This is a genomic window from Streptomyces sp. CAU 1734 (assembly GCF_039888735.1).
In the GTDB taxonomy this organism is placed as follows: Bacteria; Actinomycetota; Actinomycetes; order Streptomycetales; family Streptomycetaceae; genus Streptomyces.
The window spans coordinates 40,401-58,284 of sequence record NZ_JBDQQP010000022.1 but is presented as its reverse complement, the minus strand read 5'-3'; the positions used below and the strand labels follow the sequence as shown (position 1 = coordinate 58,284).

The 17,884-nt window shown below is 71.8% G+C and carries 16 protein-coding genes; 11 read left to right on the top strand and 5 right to left on the bottom strand.

Annotation, left to right across the window (positions count from 1 at the left end; all coding sequences use genetic code 11):
* Positions 1–208 precede the first annotated feature (208 nt).
* Both AAFN69_RS31685 and AAFN69_RS31680 read right to left on the bottom strand, forming a co-directional pair.
* On the bottom strand, positions 209–1,342 hold the full coding sequence (locus tag AAFN69_RS31685; RefSeq protein WP_347732340.1) for an NlpC/P60 family protein: 1,134 nt from the start codon (positions 1,340–1,342) through the stop codon (positions 209–211).
* 213 nt (positions 1,343–1,555) lie between these two features.
* Positions 1,556–2,389 carry a class I SAM-dependent methyltransferase gene (locus AAFN69_RS31680; RefSeq protein ID WP_347732339.1) on the bottom strand — a complete coding sequence of 278 codons (834 nt, stop codon included), beginning with the start codon at positions 2,387–2,389 and terminating at the stop codon, positions 1,556–1,558.
* A 332-nt stretch (positions 2,390–2,721) separates the two neighbouring features.
* Between AAFN69_RS31680 and mshA the strand changes: the two genes are divergently transcribed.
* Together mshA and AAFN69_RS31670 are read left to right on the top strand one after the other, a co-directional pair.
* Positions 2,722–4,071 carry a D-inositol-3-phosphate glycosyltransferase gene (gene mshA / locus AAFN69_RS31675; protein WP_347732338.1) on the top strand — a complete coding sequence of 450 codons (1,350 nt, stop codon included), beginning with the start codon at positions 2,722–2,724 and terminating at the stop codon, positions 4,069–4,071.
* Entirely contained in the window at positions 4,064–4,579 is a 516-nt protein-coding gene (locus AAFN69_RS31670; protein WP_347732337.1) for a YbjN domain-containing protein, read from the top strand. The genes mshA and AAFN69_RS31670 overlap by 8 nt, the downstream gene beginning before the upstream one ends.
* An 11-nt stretch (positions 4,580–4,590) precedes the next feature.
* Here the strand turns inward: AAFN69_RS31670 and AAFN69_RS31665 are convergent, their stop codons facing one another.
* Complete coding sequence (locus tag AAFN69_RS31665) at positions 4,591–5,883, bottom strand: MFS transporter (protein WP_347732336.1); 1,293 nt, start codon at positions 5,881–5,883, stop codon at positions 4,591–4,593.
* A gap of 563 nt (positions 5,884–6,446) precedes the next feature.
* On the opposite strand from AAFN69_RS31665, the gene AAFN69_RS31660 reads away from it, so the two are divergent.
* On the top strand, positions 6,447–7,205 hold the full coding sequence (locus tag AAFN69_RS31660; protein ID WP_347732335.1) for a phosphoglyceromutase: 759 nt from the start codon (positions 6,447–6,449) through the stop codon (positions 7,203–7,205).
* A gap of 393 nt (positions 7,206–7,598) precedes the next feature.
* On the opposite strand, the gene phoU is transcribed toward AAFN69_RS31660, so the two are convergent.
* Positions 7,599–8,276 (bottom strand): phosphate signaling complex protein PhoU, encoded by a 678-nt coding sequence (phoU, locus tag AAFN69_RS31655; RefSeq protein ID WP_347732334.1) that lies wholly within the window; start codon positions 8,274–8,276, stop codon positions 7,599–7,601.
* Between the two features lie 200 nt (positions 8,277–8,476).
* Here phoU and AAFN69_RS31650 point away from each other — a divergent pair, with 200 nt between their 5' ends.
* Together AAFN69_RS31650 and AAFN69_RS31645 are read left to right on the top strand one after the other, a co-directional pair.
* Complete coding sequence (locus AAFN69_RS31650) at positions 8,477–9,967, top strand: ATP-binding protein (protein ID WP_347732333.1); 1,491 nt, start codon at positions 8,477–8,479, stop codon at positions 9,965–9,967.
* Positions 9,964–10,644 carry a response regulator transcription factor gene (locus AAFN69_RS31645; RefSeq protein ID WP_347732332.1) on the top strand — a complete coding sequence of 227 codons (681 nt, stop codon included), beginning with the start codon at positions 9,964–9,966 and terminating at the stop codon, positions 10,642–10,644. Before AAFN69_RS31650 ends, AAFN69_RS31645 begins: the two co-directional genes overlap by 4 nt.
* 126 nt (positions 10,645–10,770) lie before the next feature.
* On the opposite strand, the gene AAFN69_RS31640 is transcribed toward AAFN69_RS31645, so the two are convergent.
* A complete protein-coding gene (locus tag AAFN69_RS31640) occupies positions 10,771–11,484 on the bottom strand; it encodes a DUF461 domain-containing protein (protein WP_347732331.1) in 714 nt (237 codons plus the stop codon).
* A gap of 973 nt (positions 11,485–12,457) precedes the next feature.
* Between AAFN69_RS31640 and AAFN69_RS31635 the strand changes: the two genes are divergently transcribed.
* The 6 genes from AAFN69_RS31635 (at position 12,458) to rlmB (ending at position 17,854) form a co-directional block, all read left to right on the top strand.
* Positions 12,458–12,940: a CarD family transcriptional regulator gene (locus AAFN69_RS31635; RefSeq protein WP_003953493.1), complete on the top strand. Its 483-nt coding sequence runs from the start codon at positions 12,458–12,460 to the stop codon at positions 12,938–12,940.
* 302 nt (positions 12,941–13,242) lie between these two features.
* Entirely contained in the window at positions 13,243–13,989 is a 747-nt protein-coding gene (gene ispD / locus AAFN69_RS31630; RefSeq protein ID WP_347732330.1) for a 2-C-methyl-D-erythritol 4-phosphate cytidylyltransferase, read from the top strand.
* A complete protein-coding gene (gene ispF / locus AAFN69_RS31625) occupies positions 13,979–14,503 on the top strand; it encodes a 2-C-methyl-D-erythritol 2,4-cyclodiphosphate synthase (RefSeq protein WP_347732329.1) in 525 nt (174 codons plus the stop codon). Before ispD ends, ispF begins: the two co-directional genes overlap by 11 nt.
* A gap of 346 nt (positions 14,504–14,849) precedes the next feature.
* Positions 14,850–15,254 (top strand): PPOX class F420-dependent oxidoreductase, encoded by a 405-nt coding sequence (locus AAFN69_RS31620; protein ID WP_347732328.1) that lies wholly within the window; start codon positions 14,850–14,852, stop codon positions 15,252–15,254.
* A gap of 161 nt (positions 15,255–15,415) precedes the next feature.
* Positions 15,416–16,816 carry a cysteine--tRNA ligase gene (gene cysS / locus AAFN69_RS31615; RefSeq protein ID WP_347732327.1) on the top strand — a complete coding sequence of 467 codons (1,401 nt, stop codon included), beginning with the start codon at positions 15,416–15,418 and terminating at the stop codon, positions 16,814–16,816.
* 87 nt (positions 16,817–16,903) lie between these two features.
* Entirely contained in the window at positions 16,904–17,854 is a 951-nt protein-coding gene (rlmB, locus tag AAFN69_RS31610) for a 23S rRNA (guanosine(2251)-2'-O)-methyltransferase RlmB (protein ID WP_347732326.1), read from the top strand.
* The last annotated feature ends 30 nt before the right edge of the window (positions 17,855–17,884 follow it).

The window sequence follows — 17,884 nt, the reverse complement described above, 5'->3', positions numbered from 1 at the left end:
GGAGAGCCGCCCGGGCCCGCCCCGGCCTGCCCGGGCGGGCCCGGGGCCCGCGCCGGTACACGGAGGACATCCGGGGAGAACCGCGGCGGGCGGCCATGACGAACATCACGCGCCGGGGGACCCCGCCGGACCCGGCCGCCGGTCCGGCCCCGCCCCGCGATCCGGCGCCGGGTGTGCCCGGTCCCGGTCCCGATGCCGCCGCCCGCGGCTACCGCTCCGGGCGGACCACGCCGAGGATCCTCATGGAACCCGCGCCCGCGAGGGTCACCTGCCGGCCCGGCCGAGGGGAGTGGACCATCATGCCGTCCCCCACATACATGCCGACATGGCTCGCGTCCGCGTGGTAGATGATCAGATCGCCGGGGCGCATGTCCTTCACGGCCACCCTGGGGAGCCGGCGCCACTGCTCCTGTGAGGTGCGCGGGATGCTCTCCCCCGCCGCCGCCCACGCCTTGGAGGTCAGCCCCGAGCAGTCGTATGTACGCGGGCCCTCGGCACCCCACTCGTACGCCTTGCCGATCTGCGCCTTCGCGAAGGCCACCGCCTCCGCGCCCCGCGCGCTCGCCCCGCCGCCGGGACCGCCCGGCGCGCCGGACTTCAGCCAGTCGTTCTGCGCCTTCTCGGCCGCCCGCTTCTCCAATATCAGCAGCCTGGCCAGCTCCGCCTCGGCCAGCCGTCCCTCCAGCCGCTCGGCGGCGGCGATCCTGCTCGTGATCCGTGTCCTGGCACTCGCCTGGGCGGCCCGCTCCGCCTCCAGGTCCTTCCAGTGAGCCCCGGCGTCCTCGGTGTACGTCTCCAGCTCCGCCTGGGCCCTGGTCAGCTCGGCCATCAGATCGCCGGTCGCCTTCATGCTCTGCCGGACCCGCTCCACGCCGTCCAGGAAGAGCCGGGGATCGTCGGTGAGGACCAGCCGCGCGCCGGCCGGCAGCCCGCCGCCCTGATACTGGGCCCGGGCGGTGGCACCGGCCAGATCCCTCAGCGTGGCGATGCGCTCCCGCCCCTTCTCGATCCGCTGTGCCAATGCGGCGATCTCCGCCGACTTCCGCTTCGCCCGCTCCTCCGCGAGGTTGTACGCGTCCGTCGCCGAGACCGCCTGGTGGTACAGGCCCTCTATCTCCAGGCGCACTTGCTCCAGCGACTTCTCCCGGGGGGCGTCCGGCGGCAGCGGAACGGCCGGCAGCACCGGCGCGGACGGCCGCGCGGGCAGGGAGACGGCCGCCGCCGGGAGGGAGACCCCCGCGGCCGGAGCCGGCGCGGCGAACGCCGTGCCCGGCGCCGCGAGCACGGTCAGGGCGCAGCAGAGCAGGGTCATCGCGGCAGTGGCACAGTGGCGTCGGTTCACGACTCCCCCTCCATCGTCAGCGGAGCTGACGCTCGGCAAACCCGACCGGACCTGATTGACCGTCAGTAACGTGTGCGATGCCGTGATGGTGACACGGCACCCCGTGGAGCGACAGGGTCACCCGGAGACCGTCCGGCGGATCACTCCGGACCGCGTTCCCCCGTGATCACTGACGAATGATGGCCGCCCCGTGTTCCCGATTCGTACGGACGTTCACTCGAATCGGGGAGCGAATCGGGGAGCGAGCGCCGCCCACTCCACCGTCACCTCGCCCTGTCTCCACCGCCGCCGGCCGTCCAGCAGCGGCCAGTCCGCCGCCAGATCGCCCACCGCCCTGATCCAGCGCTGCCGCGCCCCGAGCGAGGCGAACGGCGCCGCCGCGGCCCACGCCCGGTCGAAGTCCCGCAGAAACGCATGCACCGGCTCACCCGGCACATTCCGGTGGATCAGCGCCTTGGGCAGCCGCTCCGCCAGATCGGACGGCCGGTCCAGCGAGCCGAGCCGGGCCGCGAAGGTGACACCGCGCGGACCCCGAGGCCCCAGCGCCACCCAGACATGGCGCCGCCCGATCTCGTCACAGGTCCCCTCGACCAGCAGCCCGCCCGGCGCGAGCCGCCCGCAGAGCCGCTCCCACACGGCGGCGACCTCGCCCTCGTCGTACTGGCGCAGCACATTCGCCGCACGGATCAGCATCGGCGGCTCGGCCACCGGGAGCTCGAAACCGCCGTGCCGGAAGGTCAGCCCCTCCCGCTCGTACGGCCGCGCCGCCGCGACCCGCTCCGGATCGATCTCGATCCCGACCACCTCGCACCGCGGATCGGCGGTGCGCAGCCACCCCAGCAGTTCCAGCGGGGTCCAGGGAGCCGCCCCGTATCCGAGGTCGACGGCCACCGGCCGGTCGCTGCGCCGCAGCGCGGGGCCGTGGACGGCCGCGATCCAGCGGTCCATCCGGCGCAGCCGGTTCGGGTTGGTGGTGCCGCGGGTGACGGTGCCGACGGGACGGTTCTTCCCGGACGTCGCACGGGGCGGAGGGGTGGGGCGGGGCATGCACCGAGCGTATGCGCCCCGCCGGGCGGACCGTGCGTCACGCCGGCACCCGCCGCCGCCCGGACCGTGCACCCCGCGCGGGAGCCCGTACCCGCCCCGCCGCCGAAGCTTCGCCCTCCCCCCGCCGCCCGCCGCGAGCAGCCACGCCCCCACCCGGCCGCGAGCGCCCCCACCCCCCGCCACCACCCAAAGCAATGATTTGGCAAAGTGATGGAGGGCGGGAAATGGAAGCGAAGGGTCCGCTGTTGTGTGCCCTTGGACGGCTGCTCGAGCCCGCAGCTTGTCGTGCTCGAAACCGGCCGCGTACCACGCCGGAACGGAGGATCGTCGACGTGAGCCAGTACGGCCAGTACGTCTCCCGCCTCGGCAGCGGCCTCAAGCCGCCCCTCATCAGATTCCCCGGCGGCCACCGCAAGCCGCGCCGGATCGCCATGCTCAGCGTCCACACCTCCCCCCTGCACCAGCCGGGCACCGGCGACGCCGGCGGGATGAATGTCTACATCGTGGAGCTGGCCCGACGGCTCGCGGCCATCGGCATCGAGGTCGAGATCTTCACCCGGGCCACCGCCGGCGGCCTCCCGTCCTCCGTCGAGCTCGCCCCCGGCGTCCTGGTCCGCCATGTCGACGCCGGCCCCTACGAGGGCCTGGCCAAGGAGGAGCTGCCCGGACAGCTCTGCGCCTTCACCCATGGCGTGATGCAGGCATGGGCCCGCCACCGCCCCGGCCACTACGACCTCGTCCACTCCCACTACTGGCTCTCCGGCCATGTCGGCTGGCTCGCCGCCGAACGCTGGGGCGTGCCCCTCGTCCACGCGATGCACACCATGGCCAAGGTGAAGAACGCCGCCCTCGCCGAGGGGGACCGGCCCGAACCCGCCTCCCGTGTCATCGGCGAGACCCAGATCGTCGAGGCCGCCGACCAGCTGATCGCCAACACGGCCGAGGAGGCCGGCGAACTGATCCGGTTCTACGACGCCGATCCCGCCAAGGTCGCCGTCGTCCACCCCGGGGTCAATCTCGACCGCTTCCGCCCCGCCGACGGCCGCGCCGCCGCCCGCGCCCGGCTCGGCGTCCCCCAGGACGCCTTCGTCCCCCTCTTCGCCGGACGAATACAGCCCCTGAAGGCCCCCGACATCCTGCTGCGCGCCGTCGCCCTGCTGGTCGAACGCGACCCCGGCCTGCGTTCCCTGCTGTACGTCCCGGTCGTCGGCGGCCCCAGCGGCAGCGGCCTCGCCAAACCCGAGGGGCTCCAGAAGCTGGCCGCCCGCCTGGGGATCGCCGACATCGTCCACTTCCACCCCCCGGTCGGCCAGGAGCGGCTCGCCGACTGGTTCCGGGCCGCGTCCACCCTGGTCATGCCCTCGTACAGCGAGTCCTTCGGCCTGGTCGCCATCGAGGCACAGGCGGCCGGCACCCCCGTGGTCGCCGCCCGGGTCGGCGGACTCCCGGTCGCGGTGGACCACGGACGGACCGGCTTCCTCGTCGACGGCCACAACCCCGCCGACTACGCCCGCGCCCTCCACCGGCTGCTGGCCGGCCCGGAGGTGGCCGACCGCATGGGCCGCGCCGCCGCCCGGCACGCCCAGTCCTTCGGCTGGGACCGCGCCGCGGCGGCCACCGCCGACGTCTACACGGCGGCGATGTACGAACACCGCCGCCGGGTACGCTCACGCCATGTCTGACGCACGGCGGCACCACGAGACGATCGAGCGCGCCCTGAAGGACGCGGATCTCTCCTGGGAGAGCCCGGAACCCGGCTCCTACGCGGTGACCCTGCCCGGCACCGCCAAGCTGGCCACCACCTGCTCCCTGCGCGTCGGCAGGCACTCCCTCTCCGTGAACGCCTTCGTCATCCGCCGCCCCGACGAGAACGCCGCCGCCGTGCACCGCCGCCTGCTGGAGCTGAATCTGCGGCTGTACGGAGTGGCCTACGCCGTCGACCGGCTCGGCGACATCTATCTCACCGGCAGGCTCCCGCTCGCCGTCGTCACGGCGGAGGAGCTGGACCGGCTGCTGGGCTCCGTACTGGAAGCCGCGGACGGGATCTTCAACACGCTCCTGGAGATGGGCTTCGCCGAGGCGATCCGCAAGGAGTACGCCTGGCGGGTCTCGCGCGGCGAGTCCACCCGCAACCTCGACGCGTTCGACCGCCTGACCGGCGGCGCGGGCGACCCCCCTCCGGGGCACTGAGCCCCGCCCGCTCAGACCCCCGCCCTCCCCGTGTCCGGGGCCTGGTTCTCCCGCTCCGCCGGGGGCACCCGGACCGGCGCGGGCACGGCCGGGAACCCGGCGTCCGCCGGCAGATTCCGCATCAGCAGCCCGTACCCGAGACCCGCGACCGTACCCAGGACCGCGCACATCCCCCACAGCCACCCGGCCCCGAATCCGTCGATGACGAATCCGGCGGCCAGCGGCGCCACCAGAGTCGCCACCGACCAGGTCAGGGTGTACATGCCCTGGTAGCGGCCCCGGCCGTGCACCGGGGAGAGCCGTACCACCAGTCCTGTCTGGGTGGGCGCGTTGACGATCTCGGCCAGCGTCCACACCACCACCGTCAGCGCGTACAGCCCGATCGACCCGGCGAAGGCGGTGAGCCCGAAGCCGTACCCCGCCAGCAGTGAGGACAGGATCAGCAGCCGGCGCGGATCGCGGTGTTCGATGAAGCGGGTGACCGGGATCTGCAGGGCCACGATCAGTACGCCGTTGAGCGCCATCACCGTGCCGTAGTCGGAGGGGGAGAGTCCGGTCTCGCCCATCGCCAGCGGGAGTCCGACGAGCCCCTGCATGAAGATCAGCGCGATCAGGAAGGAGAGGACGACCACGCCCATGAACCGGCCGTCGCGCAGTACGGTCGCCAGACTCACCGGCGGTTCCCGGTCGCCCGCCTTCCCCGGGTGCGCCGGGCGGGACTCGGGCAGTTTGATGTAGACGAGGACGGCGCAGGCCAGGGTCAGCGCGGCCTCTCCCAGGAAACCGGCCAGATAGCTGTACTCGGCGATGAAGCCGGCCGCCACCGCGGAGATCGCGAAGCCGAGGTTGATCGCCCAGTAGTTGAGCGAGAAGGCCCGCACCCGGTCCTCGGGCCGCACGATGTCCGCCATCATCGCCTGCACGGCGGGCCGGGAGGCGTTGCTGGCCATGCCGACCAGACAGGCGACGGCGGCGATGGCCACCGGGTGGCTGACCAGACCGAGCGCGGCGACCGACACCGCCGTCGAGAGCTGGGCGATCAGCAGGGTGGGACGCCGTCCGAGCCGGTCCGTCATCACCCCGCCGGCCAGCGAGGAGACGACTCCGCCCAGCCCGTACAGGGAGACCACGACCCCGGCGTACGAGGCGGAATAGCCGAGGTCGGCGGTGAGATAGAGAACCATGAAGGTGGCGACGAACCCGCCGAGCCGGTTGACCAGGGTGCTGGTCCACAGCCACCAGAATTCCCGGGGCAGCCCCGCGACGCTCTCCCGCGCGGCGCGGCGCAGTCCGGCAACGAGCATGGATCCCCCAGGAGCTTGAGCAGCAGTGTAAGAGTCTCTAGACAGGTTTGAACATTACCTGGGGCTCGGGGCCGATGGGCAGTTGATTTACCGGATCTGTCCATCGTCAGCCGTATGGCCCAGCCTCACCAGTCACGTCGAACACAGCCGTCCCGCAGCACCGGCCCCGGGGGACCCGCTGGGTCACCCCGCTCACCACCGCCCCGCGGCTCCGGACCGGAGCCGGAGCTTCCGCGCCCGCGCCTCCCGCGCCTCCCGCGCCTCCCGCGCCGTACCCCCGCCGCCCGCCGCCCGCCTCGCGCCCTCCGCCCCTCCGCCTCGCGCCCCCGCCCTCGCGCCGGCCGGGGCGAGGGCGGAGGGCGCTCATCCCCCGGACACCGGCCGTCCGGAGAGCGGACGCGGGTCCTGCCCGCAGGGTGGACGGGCCGCTGTCCGAAAGGTGGACGCCCCGCCATGAGCCGCCGGGAGAATACCCAGCTCAGAGCCGGTACAGACGCCTCGATCGGGCGATGACCAGCACACCTGTCCGGAAGGCGGTACGCCCGTCCATTAGGCTCGGAGGCATGGCCGACGCACCGTACAAGCTGATCCTCCTCCGCCACGGCGAGAGCGAGTGGAACGCGAAGAATCTGTTCACCGGCTGGGTGGACGTCAATCTCACCGACAAGGGCGAGAAGGAGGCGGTCCGCGGCGGTGAGCTGCTGAAGGACGCCGGCCTGCTCCCGGATGTCCTGCACACCTCGCTCCAGAAGCGCGCCATCCGCACCGCCCAGCTCGCGCTGGAGTCCGCGGACCGCCACTGGATCCCGGTGCACCGCTCCTGGCGCCTCAACGAGCGGCACTACGGCGCGCTCCAGGGCAAGGACAAGGCGCAGACGCTCGCCGAGTTCGGCGAGGAGCAGTTCATGCTCTGGCGCCGTTCGTACGACACCCCGCCGCCGCCCCTGGAGGACGGCACGGAGTTCTCCCAGAGCGGCGACCCGCGCTACGCGACCATCCCGCCGGAGCTGCGCCCCCGCACCGAGTGCCTCAAGGACGTCGGTGTCCGGATGCTGCCGTACTGGTACGACGGCATCGTCCCGGACCTGCTGGCCGGCCGCACCGTCCTGGTCGCCGCGCACGGCAACTCGCTGCGCGCGCTGGTCAAGCACCTCGACGGCGTCTCCGACGAGGCCATCGCGGGCCTGAACATCCCGACGGGTATCCCGCTCGCCTATGAGCTGGACGCCGACTTCAAGCCGCTCAAGCCCGGCGGCACCTACCTGGACCCGGACGCGGCCGCCGCCGCGATCGAGGCCGTCAGGAACCAGGGCAAGAAGTAGTCACACCCCGCGCATGCGCGATGGCCCCGTCCCCCTGGGGGACGGGGCCATCGCGGTGTCCGCCGGGCGGGTGCGGCCGTCAGCCGCAGCCGCCGCCGCACTGGCAGGATCCGCCCGACTGACAACCGCACGAGCAGCCGGGGCCGCAGGAGCAGGAGAGCGCGGGCGGAACCATCACTTCGATCGGGAATGCCTGCCTGAGGTCCGTGCTGGGGGAGTCGGCCATGGGTTCCTCCTCATCGGCGTACGAGATCGGCGTACGAGCCGTGCAGGATGTACGGGCACCCCCCGGTCAGCCGGCCGGGGCGTGCCGCCTCCCGCCATTCCACGACGGCCCCGGCGGGCGCGTCAACGGCGCGCGGAGGCGCGACTCCCTCCCCTGTCGTACGGGATTCACGCGCCCTCCACCGGTGTCACCGGCTGGATCTCGTCGGCGTGCTCCCCCGTCACCAGATAGACCACCCGCTTCGCCACCGACACCGCGTGATCGGCGAACCGCTCGTAGTAGCGGCCCAGCAGGGTCACATCCACCGCGGTCTCGATGCCGTGCTTCCAGCGGTCGTCCATCAGATGCTGGAAGAGCGTGCGGTGCAGCAGATCCATCTCGTCGTCGTCGTTCTCCAGCTGGAGCGCGAGATCGACGTCCTTGGTGATGATCACCTCGGCGGCCTTCGCCATCAGCCGCTGTGCCAGCTGGCCCATCTCCAGGATCGTGGCCTGGAGATCTCTCGGCACCGCGGAGTCCGGGAAGCGCAGCCGGGCGAGCTTGGCCACATGCTGGGCCAGATCGCCGGCCCGCTCCAGGTCGGCGCTCATCCGCAGTGAGGTGACCACGATCCGCAGATCCGTGGCCACCGGCTGCTGCCGGGCGAGCAGGGCGATGGCGCGTGCCTCCAGATCGTGCTGGAGATCGTCCACCTTCTGATCGGCGGCGATCACGGTCTCGGCCAGCTTGAGATCGGCGTCGAGCATGGCCGTGGTGGCGCGCCCAATCGCCGAACCCACCAGCCGGGCCATTTCGACCAGGCCCTCGCCGATCGAGTCCAGTTCCTCGTGGTACGCGTCCCGCATCGGGTTCCCTTTCTACAGGTGAACAGAGGTCCGGGTGGGTCTCTCGGACCCCCACGCTCCCACGGTGAGTCCGAAACGCGTCCAGGGCCTCCCGGCCAAATGAACCGGCCCCGTCCCCTCGGTGAACTCTGGGCGACGAGTGTTCGAGGTGCCACCCGATTGGCTGTGAGCATGTCCGCGGCCACGCATAACCTGGATACATGGACGTGAACGCGGCGGTCGCCGCAGTGGCGGCACTCGCCGGTCTCCTGACCGGCGTCATCGCCGTACTGGCGTTCCGCTGGAGCGAGCGCGAGCAGCGCCGTCCCACCCGGACATCGCTGCACACCGACGCCGTGCTGCCACCCGGAGTGGACACGGTGCTCTCCGTGCTGCGCTCCTCCGCCGTGGTGCTCGACGAGAGCGACTCGGTGGTCAAGGCGTCCTCGGCCGCCTATGCCCTGGGTCTGGTCCGTGGCGGAAAACTGACGGTCGAGCCCATGATGCAGATGGCCCGGGACACCCGCAGGGACGGCGAGATACGCCAGGTCGAGCTCGACCTCCCGCGCCGGGGCACCGGCCGGGGCGAGGCGCTGGCCGTCTCGGCCCGGGTCGCCCCGCTCGGCTCCCGGCTGGTTCTCCTGCTGGTCGAGGACCTCACCGAGGCCCGCCGGATCGAGGCGGTGCGGCGGGATTTCGTGGCCAATGTGAGTCATGAGCTGAAAACCCCGGTGGGGGCGCTCTCGCTGCTCTCCGAGGCCGTCATGGACGCCGCCGACGACCCCGAGGCCGTCTTCCGCTTCGCCGGCCGGATGCAGATCGAGGCGACCCGGCTCACCAATCTCGTACAGGAGCTCATCGACCTCTCCCGGGTGCAGAACGACGACCCGCTGGAGGACGCCGAGCCGGTCCGGGTGGACGAGCTGGTCGCGGAGGCCATCGACCGCTCCCGGCAGCCCGCGTCCACCAAGCAGATCACCATGGTCAGCGGGGGCACCGCCGGATTGCACATCTGGGGCAATCGCGGCAAGCTGGCCGCCGCGCTCGGCAATCTCGTCGAGAACGCGGTCAACTACTCGCCGGCCCGGACCCGGGTCGGCATCTCCGCCCGCCGGGTCTCCGTGCCGGGCGGGGACCAGATCGAGATAGCCGTCACCGATCAGGGCATCGGCATCTCCGAGAAGGATCGCGAACGAATCTTCGAACGCTTCTACCGGGTCGACCCGGCCCGCTCCCGGGCCACCGGGGGCACCGGCCTGGGGCTGGCGATCGTGAAGCACGTGGCCGCCTCGCACGGCGGGGAGGTCACGGTGTGGAGCACCGAGGGGCAGGGATCCACCTTCACCCTCCGCCTTCCCGAGGCGGGCGCCACCCGGGACCGTCCCCGCGCGCAGACGGTCACCGAGCCGGTCGCCGACACGGACGACACGGGCGACACGGGCGGCGACCCGGCCGCCGGCCCGTACACCCCGCTCGACACCCCATTCGCCCCGCACGCCGCGCCCGGCCCGCCGTACGGGTCGGAAACCCCCTCCGACCCCGCGTCCTCATCGGACCCGCGGTCATCACCCGGCCCGGGGACGGCCTCCGAGGCCGGCCCCGGTGCCCACCACCACCGCCGCCCGGACCCACCCGGCGGCGGCGCGCACGACGACCGGCCCCACGACCACATTCCCAACACCGACATCCCTGCCCCGGAGGTCCATCCGTGACCCGAGTGCTCGTCGTCGAGGATGAGGAATCCTTCAGCGACGCCCTGTCCTACATGCTCCGCAAGGAGGGCTTCGAGGTCGCTGTGGCGACCACGGGCCCCGAGGGGCTCGATGAGTTCGACCGCAATGGCGCCGACCTCGTCCTTCTCGATCTGATGCTGCCCGGGCTGCCGGGCACGGAGGTCTGCCGTCAGCTGCGCGGCCGTTCCAATGTCCCGGTGATCATGGTGACGGCCAAGGACAGTGAGATCGACAAGGTCGTCGGGCTGGAGATAGGAGCCGACGACTATGTCACCAAGCCCTTCTCCTCCCGCGAGCTGGTCGCCCGCATCCGCGCCGTTCTGCGCCGCCGGGGGGAGCCGGAGGAGGTCACCCCGGCCGCCCTGGAGGCCGGTCCGGTCCGGATGGACGTGGACCGCCATGTGGTCACCGTCGCCGGCGGCAAGATCGATCTGCCGCTGAAGGAGTTCGACCTGCTGGAGATGCTGCTGCGCAACGCGGGCCGGGTGCTCACCCGGATGCAGCTCATCGACCGGGTCTGGGGCGCGGACTACGTCGGCGACACCAAGACCCTGGACGTCCATGTGAAGCGGCTGCGCGCCAAGATCGAGCCCGACCCGGGCGCGCCGCGCTATCTGGTGACCGTCCGCGGCCTGGGCTACAAGTTCGAGCCGTAGCCGGCGGCGGGCGAGCCGCTGAGAGCAGACGCACGGAGGGCGCCCCACCGGTCATCGGTGGGGCGCCCTCCGTGCCGGACCGGCCGGGGTACGGAGAAGTCGCTGCCCGTCACGGGCCCGCTGAGGTCAGCCGGTGCTCTCGGTGGAGCCGTCGGCGGGACCCTCGGCCGGGTCGGCCGAGCCCTCGGCCGGGGCGCCGGGCTCACCGGACTCGTTCTCGCCGCCGGGCTCGCCGCTCGCGGCGTCGGAGGGGGTGCCCTCCGGCTCGGCGGACGGGGAGGGCTTCGCCGGCGCCGGCAGTGAGCTCGGGCCGAAGTCCCCGAAGCCGTCGGCGGTGGCGGCCACCACAAACGACTTGATCTTGACATCGCCGGTCTCGCTGAAGCGGAAGACCACTTCCTGGACGCCGCCGATGTTCCCGGCGAGCTCCTGGGCGTTCTCCACCACGGCGGAGGCGTTGCCCTTGCCGCCGATGACGATCGAGCCCTGCGCGGGCACGGTCACCGGGCCGGAGCCCTCGGCGGGGGAGAGCTTCACGGTGCCCGCGCCGCCCCCGAGGGTGACCGAGTCGATGGTCTGCTCCGCGGTGCCCGAGTTGAAGATCGTCGCCGAGATGACGGCCGGGCCGTCGGCCTCACCCTCGGCCCCGGTGATCACATTCGAGTTCTGAATGTTGATCGAGTCGACCTTGACATTGGCGGTGTCCGGCTTGATGCCCAGCGACTGCGCGTTGTTGCCCGCGCCACAGGCGGTGAGGACGGCGATCGACAGCGCGGTGGCGGCCGCGGCGAGGGCGCCGCGTCGAAGGTTGGCCCCGGACGGAGTTTGGGGGAGGCTCACGGCGGCGGCATCTCCTTGGACATACGGACTGACGGTTGACGGGTCGCTCGAACCGGCGCAATGGCGGCCGGGAGCGCGAGGGTTCGCGATACCGCCCGAGATCACCTCAGTTCGCCGACAGATTACAGAGCCGCCGCTCCCGCCCCGCACCCGACCCGCCCCTATGCGCACGCGGCCGCACCGGCCGGCTCCCCCGAGTCGCCCCCGGGGAGCCCCCCCCGGGCCCCTTCCGGGGGTGCCGGGAGGCCGGGGCCGGTGGCCCGGGGCCGGGCGGGGCGTTTCCGCGATCCGGCCCGCCCGCTGTCCGGACCCGCCGCGATCGGCCCTGCGGTGATCGGCCCGTCCGCTGTCCGACCTGCCGCGATCCGGTCCGCGCGTGACCCCGCCCCGTGATCCGATCCGATCCGCCGCGATCGGATCCGCGTGATCAGATCCGATCCATACGCGCTCGGACCCACCCGCGATCCGGCCCGCCGCGATCCGATCCGTGCGCGATCGAACACCCATGTCCTCTCGTCCGGTCCTTGAGCCGGTTCGGGGACGCTTCCGCCGAAGTGCCGATGCCGGTGTTTCGCACCGCGTTCACATATCACCGTGATCAATTTCGCCGCCCCGGCGCGCATTCCCTTCCGAATAGAACCGGCGCGCCTTCGTTGATCAATTCAGGATTCCGCGTCAGATGCCCCCGTACGGGTGAACGACCGTCGAACGGAGTACAGGAAGTCCACCGTCGGGAACCAGGCAAATCGGGACGTTCATCTGCGTCTCGGCGCCGTGTGGCCGGCGCGACATGCCCGTTTCCCGCCCCCCGCACAGCGGCTCCCACCTGCGAATACCCCCTTCCGGAAGCTGCTCGCAGCACGTACCGCGCGCTGTTGTCAAGCCCCGAGATATGCCCTGACCTGCGAAAACGCCATTCAGAAGATGCTGTATCCGTGTTACCCTGGATAGCCACGGAAGGGGTACCTGTCACATGACGTTCAAGGTTGGCGACACCGTGGTCTATCCCCATCACGGGGCCGCGCTGATCGAGGCCATCGAAACTCGCCAGATCAAAGGCGTGGACAAGACCTACTTGGTGCTCAAGGTCGCCCAGGGCGACCTGACGGTGCGCGTGCCGGCGGACAATGCGGAGTTCGTGGGTGTGCGTGATGTGGTCGGCCAGGACGGTCTCGACCGGGTCTTCGAGGTGCTGCGCGCGCCGTATGCCGAAGAGCCGACGAACTGGTCCCGGCGTTACAAGGCAAATCTGGAGAAGCTTGCTTCCGGCGATGTCATCAAGGTCGCCGAAGTGGTGCGTGACCTGTGGCGTCGTGAGCGTGAGCGCGGGCTTTCCGCAGGTGAGAAGCGGATGCTCGCGAAGGCGCGCCAGATCCTGGTGAGCGAGCTCGCCCTCGCGGAGAACACCAACGAGGACAAGGCCGAGGCTCTGCTCGACGAGGTCCTCGCGTCCTGACGCAATGGCGCATCAATGCCGCGGTGCCCGCTGACATGACATGATCATCTTTGATCACGGTTCTGTCGCCGGGCGCTGCGGCATGTTCAGTTGTGCATGTCTTCATTGTCCTTGAACCGGACACCTTGCCCATGAGTGTCCGCACTCGCCGCGCACCAACCCCCTGGTAGTGCGTGGCGTGCCGGGCCCGGGGCGGCAGACGCGGACCACTGGTCACGGAAGGGTCCGTCAAGGCGTCGCGCCCGGCACGCTGTGGCCATACCCATGTCGGCCGAGGAAACAAACCTGCCGGAGTGCAACCGATGTCAGACGAATCGCTTCCGCCCCGTACCGCGGCCGTGATCCCGGCTGCCGGCCGGGGTGTACGGCTGGGCCCCGGAGCCCCCAAGGCGCTCCGAGCGCTGAGCGGCACGCCCATGCTCGTCCACGCCGTACGCGCCATGGCCGCCTCCAACGCGGTCTCCCTCGTCGTGGTCGTCGCCCCGCCCGGCGACACCGCCCCGGTGCGGAATCTCCTCACCGATCTGGTCCTCCCCGACCGCACCGAACTCCTCGTCGTCCCCGGCGGCGAGAGCCGCCAGGAATCCGTGCGTCTCGGTCTCGACGCCCTGCCCGACGACATCGGCACCGTCCTGGTCCACGACGCGGCCCGCCCCCTCGTCCCCGTCGACACGGTGGACGCGGTCATCGAGGCCGTACGCGCCGGGGCCACCGCCGTCGTCCCGGCGCTCCCGCTCGCCGACACGGTCAAAGAGGTGGAGCCCGGCGAGAAGGGCGAACCCGAACCGGTCGTCGCCACCCCCGACCGGGCCCGGCTGCGCGCCGTGCAGACCCCGCAGGGATTCGAACGCGCCACTCTCGTCAACGCCCACCACATCCTCGCGGGGGCCGACGGGGAGGCGACCGACTGCGCGGGCATGGTCGAGCGCCTCGGCGGCTCCGTCGTCGTCGTACCCGGCCACGAAGAGGCGTTCAAGGTGACCCGGCCGCTCGATCTCGTACTCGCCGAGGCGGTACTCGCCCGCAGGAGGGCCAACGATGGCTTCTGATCCCCGGCCTCCCCAGCCCCCCCGTCGGCCCCTTCAGCTCCCGCTGGTGGGCATCGGCACGGATGTGCACGCCTTCGAGGAGGGCCGTGAGCTCTGGTGCGCCGGGCTGCTCTGGGACGGCGACGACGCCGGATCCGGCCTCGCCGGCCACTCCGACGGCGATGTCGCCGCCCACGCGGCCTGCGACGCCCTCTTCTCCGCGGCCGGTGTCGGCGACCTCGGCACCCACTTCGGGACCTCGCGCCCCGAGTGGTCCGGCGCCTCCGGGATCACCCTGCTCACCGAGGCCGCCCGGATCGTCCGCGCCGAGGGCTTCGAGATCGGCAATGTCGCCATCCAGGTGATCGGTGTCCGCCCGAAGATCGGCAAGCGGCGGGACGAGGCCCAGAAGGCGCTGGGCGCGGCGATCGGCGCGCCCGTCGCCGTCTCCGGGACCACCACCGACGGCCTGGGGCTGACCGGCCGCGCCGAGGGGCTGGCCGCCATCGCCACGGCCCTGGTCTACCGCCCCTGACACCCGGCCGGCGCGCTTTATCACGAAGTGATCTCGGCGCCGGGCGCGTACCCGCCCCGGCTCCGGTGCGCGCCCGGCCCCGCGAGGTCCCTGCGGCCGGCGCCCCGTCCCGTACGCCCCGCGCCGCCCCCGGCGTACCGCGTCCGCGGGAAGCCGGCCGGACCGCACCCGGCGCACCGGTGGACGCGGCCCGGCGCCCGCGCGCGGCCCGGATGCGACAGACGGGTGAACCCCGTGTGAAGGAATCGGCCGACCGAAATAATCGGGAGCTGTGACGTGCTGCACACGCAGGGGGATCGTCGCCGCCCGGCCGCTCCGACGCGGCCGTCACCGAAAGGCCGTAACCATGACCGCCGAACTCTCGGACGACCTGAAGGCCCGGCTGGACAGCCCCGTCTTCGTCAGCATCGCCACCATCCAGCCCGACGGCACACCCCAGGTGTCCCCGGTCTGGGTGAAGCGCGACGGCGACGACCTCCTCATCTCCACCACCATCGGCCGCCGCAAGGAGAAGAATCTGCGCCGGGACCCCCGGGTGACGGTTCTCCTCCAGCCCTTCGACGCCCCCTACACCTACGCCGAGATCCGCGGCACCGCCGAGCTCACCACCGAGGGCGGCCAGGAGCTCATCGACGAACTCTCCGTGAAGTACACCGGCAAGAGCTACGCGGAGTTCAACCCCGCCGCGGCCGACGACGCGCCGCGCGTGGTCGTCCGTGTCACCCCGCGCAAGGTCGTCGGCCGCATCTGACCGCCCGGCCCCGCCGGACCCCTCACCACTGCCCCGCCGATGGCCGATGACGGCCGTGGAGCACCGCCCTCACCAGGGCGCATAACGCGCCGATAAGAAAAATCAGCCCCGCGACCCCCAGGGGTCGCGGGGCACTGCCGTGCGCCCACTACCCTGGTTGCGTGACCATTCGCCTGTACGACACCAGCGCCCGGCAGATCCGTGACTTCAACCCGCTCGTTCCGGGCTGTGTCTCGATCTACCTCTGTGGCGCCACCGTGCAGGCCGCACCGCACATCGGCCACATCCGCTCGGGGCTGAACTTCGACATCATGCGCCGCTGGTTCGAGTACCGCGGCTACGACGTCACGTTCATCCGCAATGTCACCGACATCGACGACAAGATCATCTGGAAGTCGGCGGAGCAGAACCGCCCCTGGTGGTCCATCGGCTACGAGAACGAGCGCGCCTTCAACAACGGCTACGACGCCCTCGGCTGCCTGCCCCCCACCTATGAACCGCGCGCCACCGGCCACATCACCGAGATGGTCGAGATGATGCGCGGCCTCATCGAGCGCGGGCACGCGTATGAGGCCGAGGGCAATGTCTACTTCGACGTGCGCTCCCTCCCCTCCTATCTGGAGCTCTCCAACCAGGACATCGACGAGCTCCGCCAGCCGTCCGGCGAGGGCGAGACCGGCAAGCGCGACCCGCGCGACTTCGCCATGTGGAAGTCGGTCAAGCCCGGCGAGCCGAGCTGGGAGACCCCCTGGGGCCGCGGCCGTCCCGGCTGGCACCTGGAGTGCTCCGCCATGGCCCACAAGTACCTGGGCAGCGCCTTCGACATCCACGGCGGCGGGATCGACCTGATCTTCCCGCACCACGAGAACGAGATCGCCCAGGCCAAGGCGTTCGGTGACGAGTTCGCCCGCTACTGGGTGCACAACGGCTGGGTCACCATGAGCGGCGAGAAGATGTCGAAGTCGCTCGGCAATTCGGTGCTCGTCTCCGAGATGGTCAAGCACTGGAAGCCCATCGTCCTGCGCTACTACCTCGGCACCCCGCACTACCGCTCGATGATCGAGTACAGCGAGGAGGCACTGCGCGAGGCCGAGTCCGCGTTCGCCCGTATCGCCGGCTTCATCGAGCGCGTCTGCGAGAAGGCCGGGGGGCCGGTCGAGCCCGCCGGCGAGGTGCCGCTCGCCTTCGCCGAGGCGATGGACGACGATCTCGGCGTCCCGCAGGCCCTCGCGGTCATCCACACCACCGTCCGGCAGGGCAATTCCGCCCTCGCCGCCGACGACAAGGAATCCGCCGTCGCCCGCCTCGCCGAGGTTCGTGCGATGCTCGGAGTACTCGGTCTCGATCCGCTCGACCCGCACTGGGCGGGTGACGCGGAGAGCGGTGAGGATCTCCACGGCGCGGTCGACACTCTCGTGCGCCTCGTGCTCCAGCAGCGCGAGGCGGCCCGTTCCCGCAAGGACTGGGCCACCGCCGACGCCATCCGGGACCAGCTGCAGCAGTCCGGTCTCGTCATCGAGGACAGCCCGGAGGGGCCGCGCTGGACGCTCGGCCCCCGCTGAGCCCCGCCGAGTGTGCCGTCCGGCTCTCCGGGCGGCACACTTCATACGTACGTACGCCTACGGATTTCACGGAAACAGGTAGCAGTCATGGCCGGGAACAGCCAGCGCAGGAACCGCCGCACGTCCAACAAGAAGGGCGCGCAGGTCGGCAGCGGTGGCAAGCGACGCCGCTCCCTGGAGGGCAAGGGCCCGACGCCGCCCGCCTCCGCCCGTAAGGGGCATGTCAAGAACCGGGCCGCCAACGCCAAGGCCAGGCAGACCACCCGCCGTCCCGTCGCCCGCCGCGGCGGCAAGGGCAGCTCCGAGATGGTCGTCGGCCGCAACCCGGTCTTCGAGGCGCTGCGCGACGGCGTGCCCGCCACCATGCTCTACGTCCAGCAGTACATCGACAACGACGAGCGCGTCCGCGAGGCGCTCCAGCTCGCCACCGCCCGGGGCAAGCTCCACATCATGGAGGCCCCGCGCGCCGAGCTGGACCGGATGACCAACGGTCTCAACCACCAGGGCCTGGTGCTCCAGGTCCCGGCGTACGAGTACGCGCACCCGGAGGACCTCGCTGCCTCCGCCGCCGACCACGGCGAGGACCCGCTGATCGTCGCCCTCGACGGTGTCACCGACCCGCGCAACCTCGGCGCGGTCGTCCGCTCCGTCGCCGCCTTCGGCGGCCATGGCGTGGTCGTCCCCGAACGCCGCGCGGCCGGCATGACCGCGGGCGCCTGGAAGAGCTCGGCGGGCACCGCCGCGCGCACCCCGGTGGCCCGGGCGACCAATCTGACCCGCGCCCTGGAGGGCTACCAGAAGGCGGGCATCACCGTGGTCGGCCTCGCCGCCGACGGCGAGCACAAGGTCGGCGACCTCGAACAGCTCGGCGGCCCGGTCGTGATCGTGGTCGGCAGCGAGGGCAAGGGCCTCTCCCGGCTCGTCGGCGAGACCTGTGACTACCTGGTCCGCATCCCGATGCCGGGCGGCGCGGAGTCGCTGAACGCCGGCGTCGCGGCCGGCGTGGTGCTGTACGAGGCGGCCAAGCGCCGCGGCTGACGGTCCCCGGCCCGGCCTCGCCGGACCATG

Excerpts from the sequence above, each read along its gene's own strand:
- AAFN69_RS31665 (WP_347732336.1), bottom strand. The coding sequence starts at position 5,883 with ATGCTCGTTGCCGGACTGCGCCGCGCCGCGCGGGAGAGCGTCGCGGGG.
- ispF (WP_347732329.1), top strand. The coding sequence starts at position 13,979 with ATGGCTTCTGATCCCCGGCCTCCCCAGCCCCCCCGTCGGCCCCTTCAG.
- rlmB (WP_347732326.1), top strand. The coding sequence starts at position 16,904 with ATGGCCGGGAACAGCCAGCGCAGGAACCGCCGCACGTCCAACAAGAAG.
- AAFN69_RS31660 (WP_347732335.1), top strand. The coding sequence starts at position 6,447 with ATGGCCGACGCACCGTACAAGCTGATCCTCCTCCGCCACGGCGAGAGC.
- AAFN69_RS31650 (WP_347732333.1), top strand. The coding sequence starts at position 8,477 with ATGGACGTGAACGCGGCGGTCGCCGCAGTGGCGGCACTCGCCGGTCTC.
- AAFN69_RS31680 (WP_347732339.1), bottom strand. The coding sequence starts at position 2,389 with ATGCCCCGCCCCACCCCTCCGCCCCGTGCGACGTCCGGGAAGAACCGT.
- AAFN69_RS31620 (WP_347732328.1), top strand. The coding sequence starts at position 14,850 with ATGACCGCCGAACTCTCGGACGACCTGAAGGCCCGGCTGGACAGCCCC.
- AAFN69_RS31635 (WP_003953493.1), top strand. The coding sequence starts at position 12,458 with ATGACGTTCAAGGTTGGCGACACCGTGGTCTATCCCCATCACGGGGCC.
- ispD (WP_347732330.1), top strand. The coding sequence starts at position 13,243 with ATGTCAGACGAATCGCTTCCGCCCCGTACCGCGGCCGTGATCCCGGCT.
- AAFN69_RS31670 (WP_347732337.1), top strand. The coding sequence starts at position 4,064 with ATGTCTGACGCACGGCGGCACCACGAGACGATCGAGCGCGCCCTGAAG.
- phoU (WP_347732334.1), bottom strand. The coding sequence starts at position 8,276 with ATGCGGGACGCGTACCACGAGGAACTGGACTCGATCGGCGAGGGCCTG.